The organism is Curtobacterium sp. PhB130, assembly GCF_003755165.1.
Taxonomy (GTDB): Bacteria; Actinomycetota; Actinomycetes; order Actinomycetales; family Microbacteriaceae; genus Curtobacterium.
The window spans coordinates 1115933-1140084 of sequence record NZ_RKII01000006.1 but is presented as its reverse complement, the minus strand read 5'-3'; the positions used below and the strand labels follow the sequence as shown (position 1 = coordinate 1140084).

At 72.4% G+C, this 24152-nt stretch carries 25 protein-coding genes; 10 read left to right on the top strand and 15 right to left on the bottom strand.

Translation table 11 applies throughout. The features are described 5' to 3' along the window. Positions 1 to 2 precede the first annotated feature (2 nt). Genes EDF24_RS05590 through EDF24_RS05580 form a run of 3 tightly spaced genes read right to left on the bottom strand, consistent with a single transcriptional unit; the run spans position 3 to position 1791 of the window. A complete protein-coding gene (locus EDF24_RS05590) occupies positions 3 to 959 on the bottom strand; it encodes an SDR family NAD(P)-dependent oxidoreductase (RefSeq protein ID WP_123701376.1) in 957 nt (318 codons plus the stop codon). Between the two features lie 18 nt (positions 960 to 977). Next, on the bottom strand, positions 978 to 1361 hold the full coding sequence (locus EDF24_RS05585; protein ID WP_123701375.1) for a YchJ family protein: 384 nt from the start codon (positions 1359 to 1361) through the stop codon (positions 978 to 980). 4 nt (positions 1362 to 1365) lie between these two features. Then, complete coding sequence (locus EDF24_RS05580; protein WP_123701374.1) at positions 1366 to 1791, bottom strand: organic hydroperoxide resistance protein; 426 nt, start codon at positions 1789 to 1791, stop codon at positions 1366 to 1368. A gap of 131 nt (positions 1792 to 1922) precedes the next feature. Between EDF24_RS05580 and EDF24_RS05575 the strand changes: the two genes are divergently transcribed. Then, complete coding sequence (locus EDF24_RS05575; protein ID WP_123701373.1) at positions 1923 to 2594, top strand: hypothetical protein; 672 nt, start codon at positions 1923 to 1925, stop codon at positions 2592 to 2594. 32 nt (positions 2595 to 2626) lie between these two features. Further along, complete coding sequence (locus tag EDF24_RS05570; RefSeq protein ID WP_123654432.1) at positions 2627 to 3358, top strand: SOS response-associated peptidase; 732 nt, start codon at positions 2627 to 2629, stop codon at positions 3356 to 3358. Here the strand turns inward: EDF24_RS05570 and EDF24_RS05565 are convergent. The 4 genes from EDF24_RS05565 to EDF24_RS05550 all read right to left on the bottom strand — a co-directional run bounded on the left by EDF24_RS05565 (position 3339) and on the right by EDF24_RS05550 (position 6295). Further along, the gene (locus tag EDF24_RS05565) at positions 3339 to 4460 is read right to left on the bottom strand and encodes an acyltransferase (protein WP_123701372.1); all 1122 of its coding nucleotides are present in this window, start codon (positions 4458 to 4460) and stop codon (positions 3339 to 3341) included. The two genes, EDF24_RS05570 and EDF24_RS05565, sit on opposite strands and share 20 nt — an antisense overlap. Before the next feature lie 141 nt (positions 4461 to 4601). Then, a complete protein-coding gene (locus EDF24_RS05560; RefSeq protein ID WP_123701371.1) occupies positions 4602 to 4922 on the bottom strand; it encodes a hypothetical protein in 321 nt (106 codons plus the stop codon). A 62-nt stretch (positions 4923 to 4984) separates the two neighbouring features. Further along, positions 4985 to 5317, bottom strand: a complete 333-nt coding sequence (locus EDF24_RS05555) for a hypothetical protein (protein ID WP_123701370.1) — start codon at positions 5315 to 5317, stop codon at positions 4985 to 4987. A 222-nt stretch (positions 5318 to 5539) separates the two neighbouring features. Then, entirely contained in the window at positions 5540 to 6295 is a 756-nt protein-coding gene (locus EDF24_RS05550) for a helix-turn-helix domain-containing protein (RefSeq protein WP_123701369.1), read from the bottom strand. 53 nt (positions 6296 to 6348) lie between these two features. Here EDF24_RS05550 and EDF24_RS05545 point away from each other — a divergent pair, with 53 nt between their 5' ends. After that, positions 6349 to 7617, top strand: coding sequence for an MFS transporter (locus EDF24_RS05545; RefSeq protein ID WP_123701368.1), 1269 nt, complete (start codon positions 6349 to 6351; stop codon positions 7615 to 7617). Here EDF24_RS05545 and EDF24_RS05540 read toward each other — a convergent pair. The 4 genes from EDF24_RS05540 to EDF24_RS05525 all read right to left on the bottom strand — a co-directional run bounded on the left by EDF24_RS05540 (position 7614) and on the right by EDF24_RS05525 (position 13507). Beyond that, positions 7614 to 8171, bottom strand: a complete 558-nt coding sequence (locus EDF24_RS05540; protein ID WP_123701367.1) for a low molecular weight phosphatase family protein — start codon at positions 8169 to 8171, stop codon at positions 7614 to 7616. The two genes, EDF24_RS05545 and EDF24_RS05540, sit on opposite strands and share 4 nt — an antisense overlap. Positions 8172 to 8173: 2 nt before the next feature. Next, on the bottom strand, positions 8174 to 9472 hold the full coding sequence (locus EDF24_RS05535; RefSeq protein ID WP_123654455.1) for an adenylosuccinate synthase: 1299 nt from the start codon (positions 9470 to 9472) through the stop codon (positions 8174 to 8176). 210 nt (positions 9473 to 9682) lie between these two features. Next, positions 9683 to 9847: a hypothetical protein gene (locus EDF24_RS19080; RefSeq protein WP_165931285.1), complete on the bottom strand. Its 165-nt coding sequence runs from the start codon at positions 9845 to 9847 to the stop codon at positions 9683 to 9685. Between the two features lie 66 nt (positions 9848 to 9913). Next, entirely contained in the window at positions 9914 to 13507 is a 3594-nt protein-coding gene (locus EDF24_RS05525; protein ID WP_185021565.1) for a S8 family serine peptidase, read from the bottom strand. A gap of 162 nt (positions 13508 to 13669) precedes the next feature. Between EDF24_RS05525 and EDF24_RS05520 the strand changes: the two genes are divergently transcribed. From EDF24_RS05520 to EDF24_RS05500, 5 genes are all read left to right on the top strand, one after another. Continuing rightward, entirely contained in the window at positions 13670 to 14314 is a 645-nt protein-coding gene (locus EDF24_RS05520; RefSeq protein WP_123654459.1) for a TetR/AcrR family transcriptional regulator, read from the top strand. Then, positions 14311 to 15042, top strand: a complete 732-nt coding sequence (locus EDF24_RS05515) for a hypothetical protein (RefSeq protein ID WP_123701364.1) — start codon at positions 14311 to 14313, stop codon at positions 15040 to 15042. Before EDF24_RS05520 ends, EDF24_RS05515 begins: the two co-directional genes overlap by 4 nt. Next, a complete protein-coding gene (locus EDF24_RS05510; protein WP_123701363.1) occupies positions 15039 to 17273 on the top strand; it encodes a YhgE/Pip domain-containing protein in 2235 nt (744 codons plus the stop codon). Before EDF24_RS05515 ends, EDF24_RS05510 begins: the two co-directional genes overlap by 4 nt. Positions 17274 to 17465: 192 nt before the next feature. Continuing rightward, a complete protein-coding gene (locus tag EDF24_RS05505) occupies positions 17466 to 18269 on the top strand; it encodes an NAD(P)-dependent oxidoreductase (protein WP_123701362.1) in 804 nt (267 codons plus the stop codon). A gap of 66 nt (positions 18270 to 18335) precedes the next feature. Then, positions 18336 to 19325 carry a LacI family DNA-binding transcriptional regulator gene (locus EDF24_RS05500; protein ID WP_123701361.1) on the top strand — a complete coding sequence of 330 codons (990 nt, stop codon included), beginning with the start codon at positions 18336 to 18338 and terminating at the stop codon, positions 19323 to 19325. A 57-nt stretch (positions 19326 to 19382) separates the two neighbouring features. Here the strand turns inward: EDF24_RS05500 and EDF24_RS05495 are convergent, their stop codons facing one another. The 3 genes from EDF24_RS05495 to EDF24_RS05485 all read right to left on the bottom strand — a co-directional run bounded on the left by EDF24_RS05495 (position 19383) and on the right by EDF24_RS05485 (position 21170). Further along, positions 19383 to 20057, bottom strand: a complete 675-nt coding sequence (locus EDF24_RS05495) for a TrmH family RNA methyltransferase (protein WP_207909540.1) — start codon at positions 20055 to 20057, stop codon at positions 19383 to 19385. A 67-nt stretch (positions 20058 to 20124) separates the two neighbouring features. Beyond that, positions 20125 to 20421, bottom strand: a complete 297-nt coding sequence (locus EDF24_RS05490; RefSeq protein WP_123701360.1) for a DUF4190 domain-containing protein — start codon at positions 20419 to 20421, stop codon at positions 20125 to 20127. Positions 20422 to 20471: 50 nt separating this feature from the next. Next, positions 20472 to 21170, bottom strand: coding sequence for a TetR/AcrR family transcriptional regulator C-terminal domain-containing protein (locus EDF24_RS05485; RefSeq protein ID WP_148070807.1), 699 nt, complete (start codon positions 21168 to 21170; stop codon positions 20472 to 20474). 176 nt (positions 21171 to 21346) lie between these two features. On the opposite strand from EDF24_RS05485, the gene EDF24_RS05480 reads away from it, so the two are divergent. Both EDF24_RS05480 and EDF24_RS05475 read left to right on the top strand, forming a co-directional pair. Next, positions 21347 to 22144: an HAD-IIA family hydrolase gene (locus EDF24_RS05480; RefSeq protein ID WP_123654467.1), complete on the top strand. Its 798-nt coding sequence runs from the start codon at positions 21347 to 21349 to the stop codon at positions 22142 to 22144. Positions 22145 to 22146: 2 nt separating this feature from the next. After that, a complete protein-coding gene (locus EDF24_RS05475) occupies positions 22147 to 22935 on the top strand; it encodes a methyltransferase domain-containing protein (RefSeq protein ID WP_123701358.1) in 789 nt (262 codons plus the stop codon). A 286-nt stretch (positions 22936 to 23221) separates the two neighbouring features. Here the strand turns inward: EDF24_RS05475 and EDF24_RS05470 are convergent, their stop codons facing one another. Beyond that, a complete protein-coding gene (locus EDF24_RS05470; RefSeq protein ID WP_123701357.1) occupies positions 23222 to 24094 on the bottom strand; it encodes a L,D-transpeptidase in 873 nt (290 codons plus the stop codon). Positions 24095 to 24152: the final 58 nt, after the last annotated feature.

Here is a 24152-nt window from a genome sequence, read left to right as displayed (position 1 = left end):
GTTCAGGCCTGTCGGGTCCGACCCTCGGCGTCGAGGAGCGCGACCGACACGTCCCACAGCCGGTCGGCGTCCGTCGGGTCGAGCGCCCACGGCCGTACCCCGTACAGCCCGTCCTGGATCGCGTCGACGACGGCGGCCTCGTGGCAGTCCTCGTAGTACCGGCCGGAGACTCCGGCGAGTTCCGGAGCGGTGGCGAGCAGGACGGACGTGGCCGCGCCCTGCTCGGGTGTCTTCACGACGTCGGCGGCAGCCACCTTCGTCGCCGCCAGGACGTCCGGGTCCCAGTGCTTCTGCAGCCCGGTCCAGATCCCGCCCGGCATGCAGGAGTTCGCGGTGATGCCGTCCTCGGCCCAGCGGAGTCCGACCCCGACGGCGAAGAGGGCGTTCGCCGTCTTGGACTGCGCGTACGCCAGCCCGGGCTCGTAGGGACGGCGGCGGAAGAACAGGTCGTCGAACACGACGGGCGATGATCCGTGGCCGCTCGACGACACGGCGACGATCCGCGCGGAGCCGGACGCGGCGAGTGCCCGGTGCAGGCCGCGTGCGAGCGCGAAGTGCCCGAGGTGGTTCGTCGCGAACTGCGACTCCCACCCGGCCGCCGTGTACGACTCCGGCGCGGCCATGATCCCGGCGTTCGCCACCAGGACGTCGAGCGGGCCGTCCCAGTCCGCCGCGAAGGCCTCGACGGAATCGGGGCGGTCGAGGTGCAGTGCGCGCACCGCGGGTGCTGCTCGTCCGGTGGACCGGGCGATGTCGTCTGCCACACGGTGCCCCGCTGCGACGTCGCGCACGGCCATCGTCACGACGGCACCGGCGCCGGCGAGCGCCCGGGCGGTCTCGATGCCGATGCCCGAGGCGGCGCCGGTGACGATCGCCGTCCGTCCGGTGAGGTCGATGCCGTCGAGGACCTCGGCGGCGGTGGTCCGGGCACCGAAGGCGGCGAGGTCACGGGACGGCATGGGCACTCCTGTCGGGACTCAGGTGGCGACCACGCCGTCGACGTAGAACCAGCGGCCCTGTTCGCGGACGAAGTCGCTCGTCTCCTCGAGCGTGCCACGCTCGCTGTCGGTCCGCCACCACGCGCGGAACGTGACCTGTCCGCGCGAGTCGAACGGGCCTCCGTCCCGGGTCGACAGGACGTCGAGCCGTGTCCACCGCTGCTCCACGTCGAGCTCGAGCGTGTCCGGTCGGGTGCTCGGGTGCCACGAGAGCAGCAGGTACTCGGGCAGCCCGAGCGCGAACGCGGAGAAGCGCGAGCGCATCAGCCGTTCCGCCGTCGGCGCCGCGGCGCCCGCGTGCAGCGGCCCGCAGCACTCGTCGTACGGGTTCCCGCTGAGACAGGGACAGCGCGTGGTGGCCACGAGGTCAGTCGACGAGGGACAGCGTGACGGTGATGTTGCCCCGGGTGGCGTTCGAGTACGGGCAGATCTCGTGCGCGCGCTCGACGGCCCGCTGTCGCTTGGCCTGCTCGACGTTCGGCGTGTAGACGTCCAGCTCGACGGCCAGCCCGAAGCCGCCGTTGCCGTTGCCGCCGATGCCGACCTCCGCCGAGACCTCCGCGTCCGCGGTGTCCACGCCGAGCTCCTTGCCCGCCGCGTGCAGTGCGCCGAGGAAGCACGCCGCGTAGCCGGCGGCGAAGAGCTGCTCCGGGTTGGTGCCCTCGCCGCTGCCGCCCATCTCCTTCGGTGGACGCGTGTCCAGGTCGAGACGGTCGTCCTCGCTGCGGACGTGCCCGTCGCGGCCGCCTCCCGAGGCGTGGGCGACGGCGGTGTAGACGATGTCGAGACTCATGGGATCAGGTGACCGTGCCTGTCTGGACGATTCCTGACGAGCGGCTCCGCGACGCGGACCAGCGCGCGTCCGAACCCGGCTCGTCGGGCGTGTCCGAGCGATGCTCAGCGCTGAGGAGTACCAGGGAACACATGAGCACGTACGCCCTCGGCTGGCGCGTCTTCCGCGACCACTTCGGCCGGGACGTGCCCGCGGACCGACGCCGCTTCGGGTTCGTCGTCGGCGTCGTCACCGCGGTCGCCGCGTTCGTGGTGCTGGTGGTCGTCGGCCTGGTCGCCCCGTGGCCGGACCTCCAGGGGCCGGCGGCATGGATCGGAGCCGCGCTGCTCGCAACCGGACCCGGCGCCTTCGCGGTCGCCCTCGTCCCGCTCCGCCCGCGGACCGCCGACGGCGCACGGCTGTACTGGTCGGGATCGCAGATGGCGGCACCGGACCACGTCGAACGGTACTTCCGGGCGAGGACCGCCCCGACGATCGACCCGCGCGACCGGGACGACGTGCTGCGCGATGCCGAGGCCGTTCGTGCCGGCGTGCTCCCCGAGGTCTACCGGGGGCTTGTCGTCGTCGCGGCGACGGCCCTCGCCGTCGCCGGCGTTGCCCTCCTCGGCCTCCCCGCACGCATCGTCGTCTGGGTGGCGCTCATCACGGCGGTGCGGACCGTCATGAACGTGATCCGGCTCGGCCGCGTCGAGCGCGCCCGAGCCCTCGCCGCGACGCTCCCCGACGTCCCGGCCGCTCCGGAGCGGCCGCCCGGGCGACGGCGTTCCCCGAACGGGTCGAAGATCCAGCTCCCCGGGGACTGACGACTGTCGGCGGCAGCGGGCACACTGGGCGCATGTGTGGCCGCTTCGTCGTCTCCGACACCACCGCTGACCTGCTCCCCGAGCTCATCGGGGAACTCGCCGATCGCACCGAGCACGTCGACGAGGACACCGGCGTCGTCGGCACCGGGCTCGTCCCGAGCTGGAACGTCGCCCCCACGGACCCGGTCTTCGCCGTCCGGCAGCGCCACGGGGAGCGCGAACTCCCGCAGATCAGCTGGGGCTTCGTCCCGAGCTGGGCGAAGGACTTCCAGAAGCAGCGCCCGAAGCCGATCAACGCCCGCATCGAGACCGTCGCGACGAGCGGCATGTTCAAGCGCGCCTTCGCCACGAACCGGTGCATCGTCCCGGCGCAGGGCTACTACGAGTGGGTGGTGCGCGAGGACGGCAAGGAACCCCACTTCGTGCACGAGCCCGGCGGTGCCCTCGCGATGGCCGGGGTCGTCAGCGCGTGGCCGGACCCGACGAAGCCCGAGGGTGACCCGGACAAGTGGAAGCTGTCGCTGGCGATCATCACCAGGGACGCCCACGTCGCCCCGGGGGAAGTGCACGACCGGATGCCGGCCTTCCTGACCCCGGACGGCTACGACGACTGGCTCGGCGGGGAGCTCCACACCGACGACCTGCTCGCGCTGCTCGACCACGAGTCGCTCGAGGTGGCCGCGGGCCTCGAGCAGTACGAGGTCTCCCGGACGGTCAACAGCGTGAAGAACAACGGCCCGCAGCTCATCGAGCCGGTGGCGTAGCCGACAGGGACCGCTCCTCGACGTGCCCCTCGGCATCGACGGGGCGTCGGGCGAACACCCGCTTGAGGCGCATCGCCGGTCGTTCGACGAACAGCCAGCTCGCCCATGCGAACGGCAGCGCCGCCACGACCGACAGCGCCGCGAACACGACGACCGGCAGCTGCTGGTGCGGGAACGCGAGCACCATCGTCTGCTGCACGGGGAAGCCGTAGATGTACAGGCCGTACGAGACGTCGTTGCGGGCGCCCATCCAGTGCAGCGGCAGGAGGATGCCGGCGACCAGGCACAGGTAGGCGAGGGGGACGCCGACCAGCGCACCGGACACCCCGAGCGCCGCGACGGCCACCACGAGTGCAGCGGCCAGCAGCACGAGCGGCCAGGCGACCGGGATCCGGTCGCGCTGCAGGTAGAGCAGCGCACCGCCGCCGAAGTACCCGCCGAGCCGGGCGGTGGCCTCGATCTGTCCGGGGAGGTGCAGCACCCCGGCTGCCTGCAGGAGGACGATCGCGGCACAGACGACCAGCAGCGCGACGACCGCGCGCGTCCGCCACCGCACGGCGACGAGCGACACCAGGAACCCGATCGCGAGGTAGCAGAGGAACTCGAAGAACAGGGTCCACAGCGAGGCGTCCCACGCGTTCGGGTACGGGACGTGCCCCAGCGTGCCCGTGATGCCGTACTGGCGGATGTAGAGGAACGCGTCGTGGAAGACGTACCCCGCCGCGCCCGTGAACGTCCAGGTGCCGCCACCGGGGAACATCGCGACGACGGCCGGGGCGATCCCGAAGGCGACCACGACGAGCGCGACGATGAACGCCGGGTAGATCCGGAGCACCCGGCGCCAGACGAAGTCGACGAGGGAGCGGCTGTTCACCCGGCTCGTGGTGATGAGGTAGCCGGAGATGCAGAAGAAGCCGGCGACGGCCCAGCTCCCGAGGCCCTGGTCCCCGAGTACGGGATCGGGGCCGTACCCACCGATGGGCCACGAGTGGGACAGCACGACGAGTCCGGCCAGGATCAGCCGGATCGCGTTCAGCGAGTTCCTGCGCGGATCGAACCGCGCGCCGAGGCTGCGTCGCCCCTGTACGTCAGCAATGCTCACGGGGCCGAGGCTAGAGACGCCGGTGGACGCGAGCCAGCGTCATCGGGATCCGTGCGGGAAACCGCCACCGCAGAGATCACCCGCGCCGAGCACTCCACGGGGTGCGGGGTCACCCCCGGACGGGACTCCGGGGCTCCGGGACTACGGGCGGACGGGCCGGATGACGTCGGGCAGGATCCGGTGCAGTCGCTCCCCGAGGGCCGCCTGCGCTTCGTCGAGCGATCGGAAGTCCCCGACGTACTGCCCGAAGGTGTCGGAGACGAAGAAGTGGGTGCCCTGCCGGTCGACGGTGCCGCCGTAGTAGCCGCCGTAGTTCGCGGCCCACAGGCCGGTGTCCGGACGGCTCCAGGTGATGTGCGCGCGCTGCTCGGGAGCGACGACCTCTGCCTCGATCGCGGTGATCACGCGGATGGTCTCGGTGTCGAGGGTGACCTCGGCCGGTGCGTGGTGTGTGTCGGTCATGCTCGTGGTGTTCCTTCGCGACGCGGTGCCCTGCCCGGGCGGTTGCTGGTTCTTGCGGCCGACTACTCGACGGGGCGGATGACGGTCGGCAGCATCACGTGCAGCCGGTCCGCCAGGTTCGCCTGGGCGTCTTCGAGCGAGGCGAACTCGCCGACGACGAGGCCGAAGGTGTCGGAGGCGATGTACCGGCCGTCGCGCTTGTCCACGGAGCCGCCGAAGTAGCCGCCGTAGTTCGCGATCCACTCACCGGCGTCTTCCTGGGTCCAGGTGAGCTTGGCCCGCGCGGGACGGATGCTGCTGGTCGCTTCGGCTTCGAGCACCGCGATCGTGTCGACCGTGTCGGTGTCGAGGGTCAGTTCACGCTGCGGCTTCGTGCTGCTGGCGGTCATGCTCATGGCGCTGCTCCTGTCGCGTTCCGGGGTACATCGTGCGGTGGTACGACCGTATGGCGTCACCGACCTCGCTCGCCATGGGCCCGCGTCGATTCACGGCTTCCGTTCATGCCGACCATCGGCTGTTCCCGGTTTCCCGGGGCGGTGCGACGCACTTCCGGGGTACACGTCCCCCGACCCCTCCCGCGTTCAGCGGACAGGCGTCACCCGACCCGTCCGCGGACGTCAGCCGCGTTCCGCAGCGCGACGCCACGCACCCGGTGTGAGCCCGACCAGCGGCGTGAACTGCTCGATGCACTGACTCGTCGTGGCCCAGCCGCACGCAGCCGCCGTGTCGGTCACCGACCGCCCCTGCGCCAGGAGCACCAGCGCGCGGTGCACCCGGAGCTGCGCCCGCCACTGCCGGTAGCCCATCCCGGTCTCCTCCCGGAACAGGCGCGTCAGCGTCCGCTCCCCGACGCCCGTCTCCCGCGCGAGGGCTGCGAGCGACCGCGGGGCGCCCAGGTCCCGCTCGACGAGCGCGACGACACGGCGCAGCCGGGGGTCGGCCGGCTCCGGCAGGTGCAGCGGCTGCTCCGGGGCGGACGCGACCTCGTCCACCAGGACCGCGCGCAGGTGCGACCTGGCCATGTCGGAACGGTGACCGTCCGTCGTGATGGCGAGCACGGCCTCCCGGGCGAGCGCGGTGACCGCCAGGACGGCGGGACCCGACGGGAGGCTCGTGGCGGCTTCCCGGGACAGGTACACGACGCGCATGTCGGTCACCCCGTGCGCCCGGTGCCGGTGCTCGGCACCGGCCGGCACCCAGGCCACCCGGTTGGGTGGCGCGATCCACGCGCCGCCGTCCGTGATGAGCGAGAGCATGCCGCTCGCGGCGTAGACGAGGTGCCCGCGCGGATGGGTGTGCGGCTCGGTGGTCTCGGCGTGGTCGAACCGGAAGGCGGCCTCGGGCCGGTCGTCAGCAAGGCGGGAATCCGACATCGATCGGCAGTGTACGTGTTCCGCGCAGCCGCGGCAGCTGGTCGGATGGAGCCATGGCCACCGCGAGCACCGCATCCGTCCCCGTCCCCACCGCTCGGCGCCGGGTCCTGGCGGCGTGGTACGTCGGGGCGGGGCTCCTGCTCGTGGCGATCAACCTGCGGATGGGCGTCGCCTCGGTCGGACCGGTGCTGGCCGCGATCGAGCGGTCCCTGCACCTGTCTCCCTCGGCGGCCAGCCTGCTGACGACGATCCCGGTGTTCGCGTTCGGTGCCTTCGCGTTCCTGACGCCGGTCCTGACCCGGCGGATCGGGCTGCACCGGCTGCTCGGACTGACGATGGCGGTCCTGGCGCTCGGCATCGCGCTGCGCCTCGAGCCGCACGGATGGGCGCTCTACGGCGGGACCGTCCTGGCGGGCGCGGCCATCGCGGTGGCGAACGTGCTGATGCCCGCGGCGATCAAGACCGACTTCGCGCACCGCGTCGGCCTGATGATGGGGCTCTACTCGACGGCGCTCTTCCTGAGCGCGGCAGTGGCATCGGCGGCCGTCGTACCGCTGATGACCGCGTTCGGCGGTGCGTGGCGCCCGGCCCTGGCGTTCTGGGCGCTGCCGGCGGCCCTGGCGTTCGTGGTGTGGCTCCCGCGGGCGCTCCGCAGTCCCGGGCACGTCCGGGGGTCGCGCCGGGTCGCCGACGCCCCGCGAGAGGCCGACGAGCCCCGGATGGCGGCCCTGCTGCGGGACCCGGTGGCGATCGCGGTGACCGGGTTCATGGGGCTGCAGAGCCTGTCGTACTACGCGTTCCTGACGTGGGCGCCCACGGTGCTGCAGGACGCCGGGGTCTCCGCGCACACCGCGGGGCTGATGCTGGCGTACTCGAGCCTGCCCGGGATCCTGACCGGCATCACGGGTCCGGCGCTCGCCCGACGGGTCCGCCCGTCATGGGTGCCGGTCCTGGTCGTCGTGGCCCTCTGCGTCACCGGCTTCGTGGGGCTCGGCGTCGCACCGGCCGCCGGGGCGTGGCTGTGGATGACCCTGCTCGGCCTGGGTCAGGGCGGGGCGATCAGCCTGTCCCTGAGCTACATCGTGTGGCGGTCCCCCGACGCCCGGCACACCGCGCACGTCTCCACGATGGCGCAGGGCATCGGCTACCTGCTCGCCGGGCTCGGACCGCTCGGGATCGGGCTGCTGCACACCGTGACGGGGAGCTGGACGGTGCCGATCGTCGTGCTGGTGGCACTGCTCGTCGTGCAGGGGTTCGCCGGGGCGGCCGCGAGCCGGGAGCGACACGTCCTGCAGCGCCGCTCGGCGGACCGGCAGTCCTAGGAGACCGCCCGCAGCGCGTCGGCGATCGTCGTGAGCGCCCGGTCGATCTCGTCCGCGACCCGCTCGTGCGTCGCGGCGGACCGCCGGTAGGGGTCGTCGACGTCGTCGTCGGCAGGGTCCGCGGGCGGCGGCACGGTCCCGCGCAACCGTGCGACGCGCTCGACCAGCGCCTCCGGCGAGGACACGTCGGCGAGGTCGCCCGGCTCGAGCCCGTCGAGCACCCGGGCGAACTGCGTGATGGTGAACGCCCGCTTCGCGGCGCGCGGGGCCCGGCGCACGACCTCCGCACGGTGCGACCGCTCGGCGGTCAGCACGAGGTCGGCGGAGCCCGCGACGGCCTCGGTGAGGTACCGGGACCGGTGCGACGAGGGGTCTCCGCCGAGCCGGACGGACTGTGCGGCGGCGGCAGGGTCCATCACGGCGCCGTCCTCGGCGATGGTGCCCGCCGACTCGACCAGGTGGGCCGAGGCGGCGGGTCCGAGCCGGGCACGCAGGACCTGTTCGCCGAGCGGCGACCGACAGAGGTTGCCGCTGCAGACGAACAGGATCCGCATGGTCAGGACTCGTCGGTCCCGAGCAGGTCGTGCCGGACCACGATCGCGTCACGGCCGGGGCCGACGCCGATCGCCGAGATGCGGGCACCGGACATCGCTTCGACGGCGAGCACGTAGTCCTGCGCGTTCTTCGGCAGGTCGTCGAACGACCGTGCTCCGGTGATGTCCTCGGTCCAGCCGGGGAACTCCTCGTAGATCGGCTTCGCGTGGTGGAAGTCCGACTGCGATACCGGCACTTCCTCGACCCGCTCGCCGTCGACCTCGTACGCCACGCACACCGGGATGGTGTCGAGTCCGGTGAGGACGTCGAGCTTCGTCAGCACGAAGTCCGTCACGCCGTTGATGCGCGCCGTGTAGCGCGCGATCGGGGCGTCGTACCAGCCGCAGCGGCGCGGACGCCCGGTGGTGGTGCCGAACTCGAAGCCGTTCGCGCGGAGGAACTCCCCCGAGTCGTCGAACAGCTCGGTCGGGAAGGGCCCGGCGCCGACACGCGTCGTGTACGCCTTGACGATGCCGATGATGCGCTCGAGCTTGCCCGGGCCGATGCCCGAACCGGTCGCGGCGCCGCCGGCGGTGGCGGACGAGGACGTCACGAACGGGTAGGTGCCGTGGTCGACGTCGAGCATGGTGGCCTGTCCGGCCTCGAACAGGACGGTCTCGCCCCGCTCGAGGGCACGGTGGATCTCCAGCGCGGTGTCGGCGACCATCGGGCGCAGACGCTCGGCGAAGGACAGCAGCGACTGGACGACCTCTTCGGGATCGATCGCGCGGCGGTTGAAGACCTTCACCAGCAGGTGGTTCTTCTGGTCGAGTGCGGCTTCGACCTTCTGGCGCAGGATGTTCTCGTCGAAGATGTCCTGGATCCGGATGCCGACGCGGTTGATCTTGTCCGCGTAGGTCGGGCCGATCCCGCGACCGGTGGTGCCGATCTGACGCTTGCCGAGGAAGCGCTCGGTCACCTTGTCGATGGTGCGGTGGTAGTGCGTGATGACGTGGGCGTTCGCGGAGACGCGGAGCTTCGAGACGTCGACGCCGCGGGCCTTCAGCGCGTCGAGTTCCTGGAACAGGACCTCGATGTCGACGACGACGCCGTTGCCGATGACGGGCGTGACCCCGGGGGTCAGGATGCCGGAGGGCAGCAGGTGCAGCGCGTACTTCTCGCCGCCGACGACCACGGTGTGCCCGGCGTTGTTGCCGCCGTTGAACTTGACGACGTAGTCGATGCGGCTGCCGAGGAGGTCGGTCGCCTTCCCCTTGCCTTCGTCGCCCCACTGGGCGCCGATGATGACTGCTGCGGGCATCTGGTTCTCCTCACGTTCGCGGAGGACCTCACACGGCCTCGGGCCGGTGGTCCACCCGAGTCTATCGGACGCCCGTCGGGGCGCCACCGGATGACGGGCCCCGCCCCGCGCCACCGGATGACGGGCCCCGCGCCGGGACACGACGAACGGGAGGCACGGTGCCAGCTGGCACCGTGCCTCCCGTCGGTCTGTCTGGTGACGTCTCGCGGATCAGCCGCGGAAGAAGTCCGCGTAGCTGGGGTCGCCCACCGGGGCGTGGTGGCCGGGTTCGGCCAACCGGCGCTCGACCATCGCCTGGATGACGTCGGGCGGCGTCAGACCGCGACGGCGCCATTCGGCGGGGTTCTGCCGGAGCTGCGTCAACGTGTTCTGCATGAGGACACCGTGCCACATTTTCACTAGTTCCCCTAACTACCTATCCGTCAGACGCACCACGAGCGGCTACCGCTTGGTCACCTTGGCCGTGGCCTTCGACGTCGCGGTGCCGTCCTCGTAGCCCTTCGCCGACGCGGTCACCCGGACCTGGAAGCGGTGACCCGCGTCCGAGGAGCCGAGCTTGTACGTCGCCGCCGTTGCCCCCTTGACGGCCTCGCCGTCCCGGAGCCACTGGTACGAGTAGCGGACCCCGCTGGCGTCCCACGAGCCGTGGTGTCCGGTCAGCTTCTTGCCGACCTTCGTCACCCCGGAGACCGTGACGGCGCTGCCCTTGCGGAGCGTCACCGTCGGTGCAGCCACGGTCGCGCTGACCGTGTCCGCCTGGTCGCCCGCGGCGTTGTGCAGGTGCAGGAGCAGCACCTGTGCACTCGACGTGGACGCCGCACGCGTGACCGCGAGCGAGCCGCTGTCCGGGTGCAGCACCGACGACCCGAAGGACAGCGCCGGGGCGGACGGGTCGAACGTCGCGGTCTTCGTGTCGTCCACCACGTAGGAACCGCTCGTCGCGAGCGCCGGTGCGTAGGACGACTCGGTGAGCACCGAGTAGTCGAACGCGCCGGTGACGCCGATCGCCTCCTGCGAGACGGTCAGGACCTTCACCGCGCTGTCGAACGTGTTGACGTCCTGGCCGGGCGCCCCGCCGTTCAGCGGCTGCGAGTCGAGCGTGTCGCCGGTGGCGAGGTCGATCGTCGTCGCGAACGTCGCGTCCACCGTCGCCGACTTCGCGTCGTACACCAGGTAGTCCGGCGTGCCGTCACGGTCGGCGTCGATGAGCACCTCGACGTTGGTCACGGCGCCGGGGTTGGCGTCGGGACCGGCCGTCTGCACACCGAACGCGAGCGTGCCGTCGGCGACGTTCGCCCCGTAGGCACGGACGTCAGCCGCCTGCAGGGACTGCTTCGCCGAGCCGTCCGGGAACGACTCCTGCGGGTCCGTCCCACCGAGCACGAACGGCGCCACGAGCGCACCGGTCACACCGCGTCCGGCGAGCGTGATGCTCGCGGTGGTCGCGGAGGCCGGGAACGTCACGTCGGAACCGTGCACGGCGCTCACCGCCTTCGGCGCGGCGTAGGTGCCGAGCCGCAGCGGGTTGAGCTTCTTGTCGGTCGGGGTGAAGGTCACCAGGCCGGTGGCCGCCGAGACGAACTCGCGCTGGTAGCCCAGCTCGGTCGACTCCTGGGTCGGGTCGATCGTGCGACCGATCTTCGTCGGGTCGGCGATCCGCATCGTCAGGGTGACGGTGGCGGTGCCGTGCGGGACGACCGTGACGCGCTTCTTGTCGACCGAGAACGCGACGCCGGCCTGTGCCACGCGCGACTCGTACGCCACGTCGTAGGTGTGCGGTCGACCGTCGGTGTTCTTGATCTGCAGGGTGCGCTTCTCGGTGGTCGGCGAGGTGACCTCGACGACGCCGAAGGAGGCCGTGACGAGCTGGTCGTTCTCCACGCTCCGCACCGTGGTGCCGGCGGTGACCGCCTGGAGCGCATCGACGCGGCCGGTGCCCTGTCGCAGCAGGGTCGCGTTGCCGTCACCGTCGAGCACGTCGTGCGTCGCGGTGTTCATCAGGGTCGCCTTGACGTCCGGCGCCGACCAGGTCGGGTGCGACTGGAACGTCAGCGCGGCGATGCCCGCCACGTCCGGCGTCGCCATCGACGTGCCACTCATCGAGAGACGGCCGTCACCGGTGCCGTTGGCCGCGGAGATCACGTTGACCCCGGGACCGGCGATGTCCGGCTTGACGATGTCGTCGTACGAACCGTGGACACCCCGGCTGGTGAACTGCGCGAGCGTGTTCACCGCCTCGGCGTCGGTGGCGAGCTCGAAGCCCTTGAGCTCGTCGGCGAAGCGCACGTGCAGCGTCCCGGCCTGAGCAGCGGACTGGAGGCTCGACACGCTGTCCGCGGTCAGCTCGGCACCCGGGATGGTCGCGTTCCCCGCGATGCCGGACGCGAAGGTGTTGATCGTCCCGGCGAGGAGGACGCCGACGCCGCCGGCGGCCTCGACGTTGGTGAAGCGCACGCCGGAGCCGCACTCGAGCGCGGCGTCGGTCCACTTGAGCCAGACCACCTTGCCGGCGATCTTCGCGGCCTCGTCGGCGCTGAACGCGGCGCAGCCGTCGACGTTCGTCGTCGGGACCACGACGTCGCCCTCGACGGGCAGCTCACCCTGGTAGTTCTGCGAGTACTGCGCACGCCAGGTCTTCGCGACGTCCGCCGGGGCGGTCGCCTGGACACCGTCGTAGAGGCTCTGGCCGGTGGCGCTCGCGGCGACCGTGAGGGCACCCTCCGCGTTCCCCGGCGAACCGCCGATGTCGGTGAAGTCGTCGGCGTTGCCCGAGGCGATGACGGGCAGGACACCGCGGGCGGTGAGCGCGTCGATCTTCGCGTTGTCGGGGTCGTCCGGTGCGCCGTAGTCGGAGCCGAGCGAGAGGTTCAGGACGTTGATCTCCTTGCCCTCGGTGAGCGCCTGGCCGACCCAGTCGAGCGCGGCACCGGTGAGGTCGGTCGAACCGCCGCCGTCACCGAAGACCTTCAGGGCGTAGAGACCCGCCTCTGGTGCGGTGCCCGGACCGACCCACATGTCCTGGACCTGCTCGGTCGTCAGCTTCGTGTAGTCGCCGTCGAAGGTCTGCTTGTCGGCGTCGAGGCCGTACCCGGCGATGGTGCCGGACACGTGCGTCCCGTGGTCGCCGCCCTTGCCGTCGATCGGGTTCGCGTCCGGGGCCGGCGTCGGGTCGTAGGCGGGGTCGCTCGGGTCCGCGTTGTAGGTCGCACCGGCGAAGTCGTAGCCACCGAGGAACTTCTCGGGGTCGTAGGAACCCGCTGCCGGGGCGCTCGTGCTCGCCAGGGCTGCGTCGTACGCGGCCGTGGTGCCGGGGCCGCCGAAGTCCGCCTGGGTGTAGTCGAGGCCGGTGTCCAGCACGGCGACGTTGACGCCCTTGCCGGTGTGCCCGGTCTGCTGCCACGCGTCGAGGGAGCGCGTGTAGACGTCGCTCGCCGCGTTCTTCGGGCTGACACCGTCGACGCCCGGCTTGACGGCGTCGGGGTCGACACCGCTCGGGGCCGCGTCGGCGCTGTCGCTGACGCTCGGGTCGACGATCTTCTTCGGGGTGAGCGGGATGATGCTCTCGACGTCCGCACGGTCCGCGATCTCCCGGAGCGCCGCGACGTCGGCGACGACGGCGACCCCCGGCACGGTGTACTCGGTCGTGTACAGCTCGGTCGCGTCGCTGTCGACGGACTGCACGGCATCGCTGACGTCCGACGTCGTCGACTCGATCGCCGAGACGCGCTGCTTCGCGGCAGTCGACGGGGTCTTCGACTTCGTGAGGTCGCCGCCCTTCGCCTTCGCGTCCACGGCGAGCGCGCCCTCGCCCGTGGTGCGGACGAAGGCGGCGACGGTGGTCTGCGACTTCGCGTCCCGCAGGGGGGCCGCGAGCTTCAGGTCCGCGGAGCCGACGCCGGCCGGCGCCGCCGATGCCGCGCCGCCGACGGCGAGACCGCCGCAGGCGAGGGCTCCGGCAGCGACGAGCGCCGTCGCGATGCGCGTGAAGCGATGTGGACTGTGGTCGTTCGGGGTGTTCGGTGTTGCACGGTTCACTGGGCGCACCTGGAGCTCCATCCGTGTTGCTTTGGGAATTGCTCAGAAGCTATGTGGTGGTTCACAGACGCGGGAGTCGGCACTTTGGGGGACGTCCCCCGAACGGGGGTACCCCGATCCGGTTAACTTGCACAGGCGTGTGCACGTTATTACGATGGTCGTGTGAGCACCCCCACCACACCGATCCGCGCCCCCCGGCGCGACGCGACCGAGAACCGGGCTGCCCTGATCGACGCCGCGAAGACCGTGCTGCAGCGGGATCCGGACGCCTCGCTCGAGACGATCGCGACCGCGGCCGGGCTCTCCCGCCGCGCGGTCTACGGACACTTCCCCTCCCGCGACGACCTCGTCCGCGCCGTCGTCACCGCCGGTGCCGCGCGCGTCGCCGCAGCCATGCCGACCTCCACCGATCTCGGCGACCTCCCGCCGGCAGCGCGCATCGCGGCCATCGCCGTCACCCTCTGGTCCGAGGTCTCCCACGTCCGCTCGATGGCGCGGATCGCCGTCCGGAGCCCCTACGGGGAGTCCGTCGCCGAGGTCTTCGCGCCGCTCCGTGCCCAGGTCCGTGACGCGTGCGCGCTCGGGATCGCGGACGGATCGATGCGCACCGACGTCGACGCGGCCACACTCGGACGTCTGGTCGAGGGCGCGTGCATCGCCGTCCTCGACGAAGCCACCCGCTCCGGCACCCCGGACCAGGCCGGCCGACGCATGGTCGTCCTCTCCGCACTGGGGATGGCCGGCATCGACTGGCGCACCGCCGCACTGACCGACCCACTCGACCCCGCCCAGGGAGCACCAGCATGAGCACGCTCGAGATCGACACCGCCGGCATCGGCGACGAACCGGGAGCACCGCTGCCCGTCGTCTCCGCCGTCGCCGGGCCGCACCGCCCGGGCATCGTCGCCGTCGAGACCGAGCAGGCCCCCGTGCTCGCCTCCCTCGTCGCCGGCGGCCGGATGAAGCCGGACCGCGGGCGGGTGCTCCTCGACGGGCACGACGACCCCGCGGCGCTCCGCAGGGCGTTCGCGCTCGTGGACACCCCGGGGGTCGCCGAGCCTTTCCCCGTGATGACGCTCCGACGCATCGTGCGTGAAGAGCTCGCGTTCGCCGGGCAGCGCCCCTCCCGCGAGCACGTCGACACCGTGCTCGACGAACTCGGCGTGAGCGCGTACGCCGACACCGCCGTGCAGCGCGTCCCCACCGACGTCCGGGTCCGGCTGCTCGTCGAACTCGCACTGCTGCGGGACGGCGTCACCGGCCTGGTGATCACCTCCCCCGAACGCCACGGCGGCTCGGTCGCGAGCTGGTTCGCCGTCGTCCGCGACGTCGCCCAGCGCGGCATCACCGTGCTCCTCGTCACCTCGAAGGCCGCGGCGGAGACCGCCGAGCGCCTGCTGGCGACCATCCCCGTACCGAACGACGACGACCTGCCCGACGAGGGCGCATCCGCAACTGAGGGTCCCGATGACGCGACCTCCCCCACCGGAGGCGAGCAGCGCCTCCCGTCGGACACCCTGGAGACCCGCTCGTGACCACCACCTCGCTCGTCCGCGCCGAACTCGCGCGCCTCACCGCGACCCCGCTCGCCCGCCTGGCGTTCATCGCGCTCATGGTCGTCCCGCTGCTCTACGGCGGCGCGTACCTCTGGGCGAACCGCGACCCGTACGCCAAGCTCGACCAGGTCCCCGCGGCGATCGTGAACCAGGACGCCGGCGCCACGCTCGACGGCGACACCGTGAACTACGGCAAGGACGTCACGAAGCGCGCGATCGACGGCGGCGACTTCGGGTGGGTGAAGACCACCGCGGCCGACGCCCGCTCGGGTGTCCGGAACGGCACGTACGACTTCGTGGTGACGATCCCGCACGACTTCTCGGAGTCCCTGGTGTCCGCGCAGACGAACGATCCGAAGCGCGCCGAACTCGTCATGACGACGGCGGACACCAACTCCTACCTCGCGTCGACCATCGCGGAGCAGGCCGGCAAGACCATGCGCACCGCCGTGGCCGAACAGGTCGGCAAGAAGGCGGCGAAGACCCTGCTCGTCGGGCTGGCCGACGTGCGCGACAGCCTCGGCGACGCGGTCGACGGGGCCGGCGACCTCGCTTCCGGAGCCACCACCGCATCGAACGGTGCCGACCAGCTCGCCGACGGCACCGGCAAGCTCGAGAGCGGCGCGGCGCAGCTCGCCGCGGGCACCGCGGACCTCCCCGCGCAGACGACGAAGCTCAACGACGGCGCGCAGCAGGTGGCGACCGGTGCCGGGACGCTGTCGTCCGGGCTGTCCACGCTGCAGCAGTCCACGGCGTCGCTGCCGTCCCAGACCACGCAGCTGGACGACGGCGCCACGAAGCTGCAGAGCGGGCTCCACCAGCTCCGCGACCAGACCGCGACGCTGCCGGCCGACACGAAGACGCTCGCCACCGGTGCCGCCGCAGTGGCCTCCGGGAACGCGACGCTCGCGACGGACGCGCAGCCGCTCATCGACGGGGTCGAACAGCTCGCCGCCGACTCACCGCAGCTCGTCGCGACGCTGAAGCCCGTCGTGCAGGCGTCGACGGTGCTGACCGCAGCGCAGAAGACCGAGCTCCTCGCCACCCTGGACACGCTCCAGACGCAGAGTTCGCAGCTCGGCGCCGGCGGCGCCGCGGTGTCCGAGGCGCTCGGCAAGCTGCAGACCGGCAGCGCACAGGTGTCCGACGGCGCGTCGAAGCTCGCGACCGCCGCGCCGCAGCTGACGTCCGGCGTCCAGCAGCTCTCCGACGGGTCGGACTCGCTCGCCGCCGGCACCGGGAAGCTCGCGGCCGCGGCACCGGCGCTGACCAACGGCATCTCCTCCGCAGCCACGGGTGCGTCCACGCTGTCGAACGGCGCCTCGCAGGTCGCAGCAGGCACGTCGAAGCTGGCGTCTGCCGCACCGACGCTGTCGAACGGCGCCGCGACGCTGGCCACGGGGACCGCTTCCGCCGACGACGGCGCGAAGTCGCTGGCGAGCGGGCTGCACACGCTGTCCTCCGGTGCGTCCACGCTCGCGTCGAAGCTCGACGAGGGCCGGACGAAGATCCCGGCGTCGACCGCGTCCCAGCGATCGGCGCAGGCTTCGGTGATCTCGAACCCGGTGAAGGTCGGTGACGACAACGTCGCCGCGGCCGACAACTACGGAGCCGGCCTCGCGCCGTTCTTCATCTCACTGGCCGCCTGGATCGGCATGTACGCGCTGTTCCTCATCCTCAAGCCGATCTCGAAGCGGGCGATCACCGCCGTGCGGAAGCCGCTGCAGATCGTCCTCGGCGGGTGGCTCACCCCCGTGGTGCTCGGCATCGTGCAGATGGTGGCGCTGTTCTTCATCGTGCGGTTCGCGCTCGACCTGAACGTGGTGCACGCCGGAGCGACGATCGGGGTGATGGTGCTGGCATCGGCGACGTTCGCGGCGGTCCTGATGGCGCTCAACGTGCTCCTCGGGTCCGTCGGACAGTTCCTCGGCCTGGTGCTCATGCTGGTGCAGCTCGTCACCGCCGGTGGCACGTTCCCCTGGCAGACCCTCCCCGGGCCGTTGGCAGCACTGCACTTCGCCCTGCCGATGACGTACTCCGTCGACGCCCTGCGGCAGACGATGTACGGCGGGTCAGCGGGTGCGGCGTGGTCGGACGCGGGCGTGCTCGCGTGCTGGATGCTCGGCGCGCTGCTGGTCACCTTCGTGGTGGCTGCCCGGCAGGGCCGCTCCCGGACGCTGCGCGACCTGCGCCCGAGCCTGATCGGGTAGCGCCCGGCGCCCGCGGCGGCGGCCGCGGCCGGGCGCCGGCGCCGGCGCCGCCTGCCTTCGCACAACCGAAAGCGCTCCGCACCACGTGATCCCGTGGTGCGGAGTGCTTTCGGTTATGCGAAGCCGCGCCGCACCGCGCGCGCGCCCGGCGCCCGCGAGCGCCGCGACCTCGGCGCGCGTAGCGTCGCGGGCATGGCGACGCTGCTCATCACCGGGGCGGCCGGACGCATCGCGACGGCGTTGCGTCCCCGGCTGCTGGACGCTGGACACGACCTCGTGCTGCTCGACGAGCGGCCCCCGGACCCACCGGTCGGGGATCGCGAGCGGTTCGTCCCCGGGTCGGTGAACGACCGCGCGGCGCTCGAGACCGCACTGCCCGGGGTCGACACGATCGTGCACCTGGCCGGCATCCCGACCGAAGACACCTGGGAAGCGCTCATCGACGCCAACGTCACCGGGACGAAGAACGTCTTCGAGGCCGCTGCCGCCGCCGGGGTCCTCCGGGTCGTCCAGGCGAGCTCGATCCACGCCGTCGGCAGGGTGCCGGAGGAGTCCGACGCACCCGCGAGCGTCCCCGGCGACCGGCTCCCCCGGCCCGACTCGTACTACGGCGTGACGAAGGCGGCGATGGAGCTCCTCGGGAGCCTCTTCGCCGACCGGTACGAGATGTCCGTCGTGTCCGCCCGGATCGGCGCGTTCGGGGAGCGCCCGGACTCGCGCCGGGCGCTGCTGATGTGGAGCTCGCCGGACGACCTCGCCCGGCTGGTGTCGGCGACGGTCGAGCTGACCGAACCCGGGCACCACGTGGTGTGGGCGGTGTCGCGGAACAGCGGCGCGCCTGCGGACTTCACCGCCGGCGAGCGGATCGGCTTCCACCCCGTCGACGACGCTTCCACGGTGCTCGACGCCGACGAACGCGCGGCGCTCCCGCCGGAGGACATGGCGTTCCTCGGCGGCGGCATGGCGGACATGCCCCTCGGACACCCGCGCGACTGAACCGCCCCGTACCCCAGGCGCGCCCCGCTACGATCGGGGGACGCAAGCCGGAGGTCGATGCTGACAATGGGAGACGCGAAACCCGCGACGATCTACGACGTCGCTGCCCGGGCGGGGGTGTCGAAGTCGCTCGTCTCGCTCGTGCTGCAACGGTCCCCGCGCGTGAGCGAGCAACGCCGAGCAGCCGTCCTCACGGCGATCCAGGAACTCGATTACCGACCCTCCACCGCAGCGGTCTCGCTCGCCGGCACCCGGAGCCGCACGATCGGCGTCGTGCTCGACGACTTCCGCAACCAGTGGTTCGTGGACCTGCTGACCGGCCTCCGGGAGGCCCTGCAGGACCAGGGCCACCGGCTCGTCGTCGCGGACCGGTTCCTCAACACGGGACTCGACGCCTCCCCGGTGGAGGGCTTCCTCTCGATGCGCGTCGAGGGCATCGTCATCGCGGGTGAGCCCGACACCGACCTCGCCATCCCCGCGTCCACCCCGCTCGTCATCGCCGGGGGCCGGCTGTCGATCCCCCGCGCGGACACGGTCGCGAACGACGACCGTGCCGGCGGCCGGATGGCGGCGCAGCACCTCCTCGGACTCGGACACACCCGGCTCGGCTTCGTCGGCGCGCAGTCCGCGGCGGCCGTCGAGCGGCTCGCCGGCTTCCGGGAGGGTGTCGGCGAGTCCGCTGCCGTCGCGGTCTCCAGCCTCGCGGGCGAGCTGACCGAGGACGCCGGAGCACGCGCCACCCGGGCGCTCCTCGACGAGCACCCCGACGTCACGGCCGTGTTCGCCGGCAACGACGTGATGGCGCTCGGCGCGATGTCCGCCCTCGCCGAGCGCGGACTCCGCGTCCCCGAGGACGTCTCGGTCATCGGCTACGACGACACCCCGATCGCGGCCACCCGGTACGTCGGGCTGACGAGCATCGACGACCGCAGCGTCGAGATCGGCCGCGGGTCCGGGGAACGCCTGCTCGCCCGGATCGCGGATCCGGACATCGCGGCGACGGAGACACTGGTGGAACCCCGCCTGGTCGCCCGGCGCACGACCGCCAGGCGCTGACGCCACCCCGGCCGGGAGGCCCACCGCACCCCCGCCAGACCGGCACCGGCCCGGCACTCAGCGGGCGGGCGCCGCGTGCCGGACGATCCAGGCGTGCATGACGATGGCGGCCGCCGCCGAGGCGTTGATGCTCCGCGTCGACCCGTACTGCGCGATCTCCAGGTGCCCGTCCGCACCGGCGACGGCCTCGTCGGTGAGCCCCGGCCCCTCTTGCCCGAACAGGAACACGCACCGCTCCGGCACCTCGGCGGTCTCGAGCATCGCGGCTCCGGGGGTGTTGTCGATCGCGATGACCGGCCGCCCCTCGTCGCGCATGGCCGCCAGGAACGACGCCACGTCCGGGTGGTTCCGCACGTGCTGGTACCGGTCGGTGACCATCGCCCCGCGGCGGTTCCACCGGCGACGCCCGATGATGTGCACGGTGCCCGCCAGGAACGCGTTGGCACTCCGCACGATCGATCCGATGTTGAGGTCGTGCTGCCAGTTCTCGATCGCCACGTCGAAGCCGTGCCGGCGGGTGTCGAGGTCCGCGACGATGGCCTCCATCGACCAGTAGCGGTAGTGGTCGACGACGTTGCGGGTGTCCCCGTGCTCCAGCAACTCGGGGTCGAGCCGGGGGTCGTCCGGCCAGGGCCGTGGGTGCGGGCCGACCCCGTGCGTCGTGCGCTCGTGCGTCGGCGCGGGCAGGTCGGTCGGAGCGGGCGACTCGGTCGGGGCGGGCTCGTCGGTCACGACTCCAGGGTAGAGCCGCGGCGGTCAGGCGCGGGCCGGCCCGGACGAGCACGCCCCCGGACGACGGTCAGTACGAGTACGACGGGGCGGGAGCGTTCGCCGCGAGGACCGCGATCAGCACGAACAGCAGGATGTACAGCAGTGTGATCGCCCCGCCGACGATGACCGCGGCGAGCGCGAGACCGCGGCCACCCTCGGACCGCTTGCGGGCCTGCGACATCGCGACGAAACCGAGGACGAACCCGATCAGCGGTGCGACGAACGCGGCGACGAGCGCGATGATCGCGAGTGTGTTCGTTCGCTGGGGGACGGATGCGGAGGGCTGCTGCGTGGCGGGCTGGGGAAACTGGTACTGAGTGGACATCGTGAAAGACGGTATCTCAGATCTTTTTTTGTTGGGAACCGTATCGAAATTCAGCGCACGCGCGACTCGATGCCCGCGAGCAGGACGTCGAGCCCGAGCTGGAAGCGGTCCTCGTACGAGTGCGTCCCGACGAGCTCACTGACGAGGGCGTGCCGTTCCGGTCGTCCGGCATCCGCGTCGCCGCGCCCGACCTGCACGCCGGCGTGCCCCACGACGAAGTCGTAGACGACGAAGAACGCGTACATCGCCTCGGCGTCGGGCAGTCCGCCGGTGCGCAGGGCGCCGACGACCGTCCGGACCACGCCGTCGGACTCGTCGGACACGAGCGGCCCGCGGCGGCTGTGCGACTCGAGCACGAGCGGGTGGGTGCGCATCAGGTCACGGAAGGTGGTCGCGAAGGTCCGCACCACCGCCTGCCACTCCGATGGCCAGACGAACGTCGACGCGAACTCGTCCACGGTGCGGCGGACGATCTCCGCGTGCAGGTCGTCGAGGCCGCCGATGGTCCGGTGCACCGTCATCGGGGCGACGCCGAGCCGCTGCCCGAGCGCCCGGAAGGAGAGCCGCTCGAGCCCGTCCTCGTTCGCGATCACCGTTGCGGCGTCGATCACCTGCTCGCGGCTCAGCACGTTGGGGCGACCCCGGCGTCGTCGCGGCGCCACGACCTCACCCGCGGCGGAGGCCGCAGCCGACACCGCGGCCACAGCCGGTCGGGGTGTCACGGTCGGGTTTCCGGGTTCGACGAGCACGGGTGGCCTCCTTGTTGCGGTACGTGTCCCGAAAAGCCTAGGGCAAAGCCGAGTGGCGTTCGGTGTCTCGACCTTCTCGGGTCCGGAAGCGGCGCGCAAGAGCCGATCGGAGCCTCCCGGCCCTTTCGAAGCCCACCCCGTGCCGGGCCGCCACGTGCGCGCACTAGGGTGAGGCCATGGCATCCCGCGACGACGTCGAGTGCTGGCTGACGGACATGGACGGCGTGCTGGTCCACGAGAACCAGGCCCTCCCCGGTGCACCCGAACTGATCCAGCAGTGGCTCGACGAGGGCACCGAGTTCCTCGTCCTCACGAACAACTCGATCTTCACCCCGCGCGACCTCAGCGCCCGGCTCCGATGGTCCGGCCTCGAGGTGCCGGAGGACCGCATCTGGACCTCCGCACTCGCCACGGCGGACTTCTGCAAGTCCCAGATGCCCGGCGGCTCCGCGTTCGTCATCGGGGAAGCCGGCATGACCACGGCGCTCCACGAAGCCGGCTTCATCATGACCGAGACCGCCCCCGACTACGTCGTCGTCGGCGAGACCCGGAACTACTCGTTCGAGGCGATCACGAAGGCCGTCCGGCTGATCCGTGACGGCGCCCGGTTCATCGTCACGAACCCCGACGCGACCGGCCCGAGCGCCGAGGGTGTCCTGCCCGCCACCGGCGCGATCGCCGCGATGATCGAGAAGGCCACCGGCAAGCAGCCCTACGTGGTCGGCAAGCCGAACCCGATGATGTTCCGCTCCGCGATGAACCGGATCGGTGCGCACTCGGAGAACACCGGGATGATCGGCGACCGGATGGACACCGACGTCCAGGCCGGCATCGAAGCGGGGCTGCACACCGTCCTCGTGATGACGGGCATCAGCGACCAGGCCGAGATCGACCGCTACCCGTTCCGGCCGAGCGAGGTCATCTCCGGCGTCCACGAGCTCGTGCGCACGGAGCCCGTCGAAGTCGAGATGTAGGCATGCGCTGGGACCCGGCGCGGTACGCCGCGTTCAGCGACGAGCGGTCGCGCCCGTTCCACGACCTGGTCGCGCAGATCGGCCAGGAGGCTCCCCGTCGCGTCGTCGACCTCGGCTGCGGTTCCGGGGCCCTCACGGCCACCCTCGCGGAACGCTGGCCGTCGGCCCGCGTCGTCGGGATCGACTCCTCCGCGGAGATGCTCGAGGACGCGGCTCCCCTGACCCAGCGCTCCCCGAACCTGTCGTTCGCGCTCGGCCCCATCGAGGACTGGGCTCCCACCGCGTCGGACGACGTCGTGGTCACCAACGCCGCGCTGCAGTGGGTCCCGTCGCACACGTCGCTGCTGCCCGGGTGGCTCGCCGCGATGCCGACGGGTTCGTGGTTCGCGATGCAGGTCCCCGGCAACTTCGACTCCCCGTCGCACGCGCTGATGCGTGCCGTCGCGGACGAGGGCCCATGGGCGGCGGCGCTGTCCGGCGTGCTCCGGGCGGACCCGGTGCTCGATGCGGCCGGGTACCTCGACCTGTTCGAGTCGAACGACTTCCGGGCGTCGGCGTGGGAGACCACGTACATGCAGCTCCTGCAGGGCGAGGACCCGGTGCTCGACTGGGTCCGGGGCACCGGGCTCCGACCGGCCCTGGCTGCGCTCGACGTCGCCGACCCGTCCGGCTCCCTGACCGCCGAGTTCGAGGCCACCTACGCCGCACGCCTGCGGCACGCGTACCCGGCGGGTCCGCACGGCACCGTCTACCCCTTCCGCCGCGTCTTCACGGTCGCCCGCAAGCGCTGACGCGCGCGCGGCGCGCCCGCGCGGCGCGCCCGCGCGGCGCGCCCGCGCGGGGCGCCCGCGCGGGGCGCCCGCGCGGGGCGGGCGAGGCGCGTCGTCCCCGTCCGGTGAGATCGCACTTCGTGTCGCGTCCCCCGGACGCCGACCGACACGAAGTGCGATCTCACCGGGGCCGGCGGCCGGCGCGCGGCGCGCGGCGCGCGCGGCGCGCGGCGCGCGGCGCGCGCGGCGCGCGGCGCGCGGCGCGCGCGGCGCGCGGCGCGCGGCGCGCGGCGCGCGCGCGGCGCGCCTACTCGACCGTCACCAGGGTGCCGAGCGGCAGGGCGTTCACCGCTGCCACGGCGTCGGCGTCGAGCCGGACGCACCCGTGCGAGACGGCACCCGAGGTCGCGGCGTTCCAGTGCATCCCGATCAGCCCGCCGTCGTGCCCGCCGTACGGCTCGTCGGCCGCCGCGGAGTGCAGCGAGGTGAGCTGGATCGGGTGGTCGCCGGTGCCCTGGCTCGGGTCGACGTAGCGCTGCTCCAGGTAGCCCGTCACGCCGGTCGGCGTCGGGGTGTCCGCCGTGCCGACCCCGGCCGAGAAGCGCTGCTGGACGGCACCGGAGGCGGACACGATCGAGACGGTCTGGTCCTCCGTGGAGATCACCACGCGCGACGACGGCGTCGACACCCGCGTCAGCGACGCGGCGGGCACCCAGGCCGAGGTCTGCGCCGCGGCTCCGGACACTCCGGCAGCGGACGGCAGCTGCCGACGGGCGGGGGTGAGCACGAGTTCCCACGCGCCCTCGCGGCGGAGCCCGACGACGGTCGTCGGCTGCTGCAGGAAGTCCTTGCTCGCGAACCGGGCGACGGCCGTGTGGCGGTCCGCGCCGAACAGGGGCGCATCGGCGCGCAGGTGGAAGACGGTGTCCTCCGTCACGGTGTGCTCGACCGGGACGAGTCCCGCGATGACCGCGGAGTACTGCGCCTCGGGCAACGCGGCGAGCGTGGCGGCGGAGACCGACGGCACCGCCGGGATCGCGGCGGCCGACGCGGACGGGGACGTGGGCGTGGCCCCCGGAGCAGCCGGGGTGCTGCCGAGCAGCGGGACGGCGAGCGCGCCGGCGGCGACGACGGCCGCTGCCGCGATGCTGACGGAGGTCCAGAGCGTGCGCTTGTGCAAGGGGACGGTCTCTCTCGGGGTGGGAGCCGGCGGGGCGGCGGTGAGCCGAGCCTCCCGG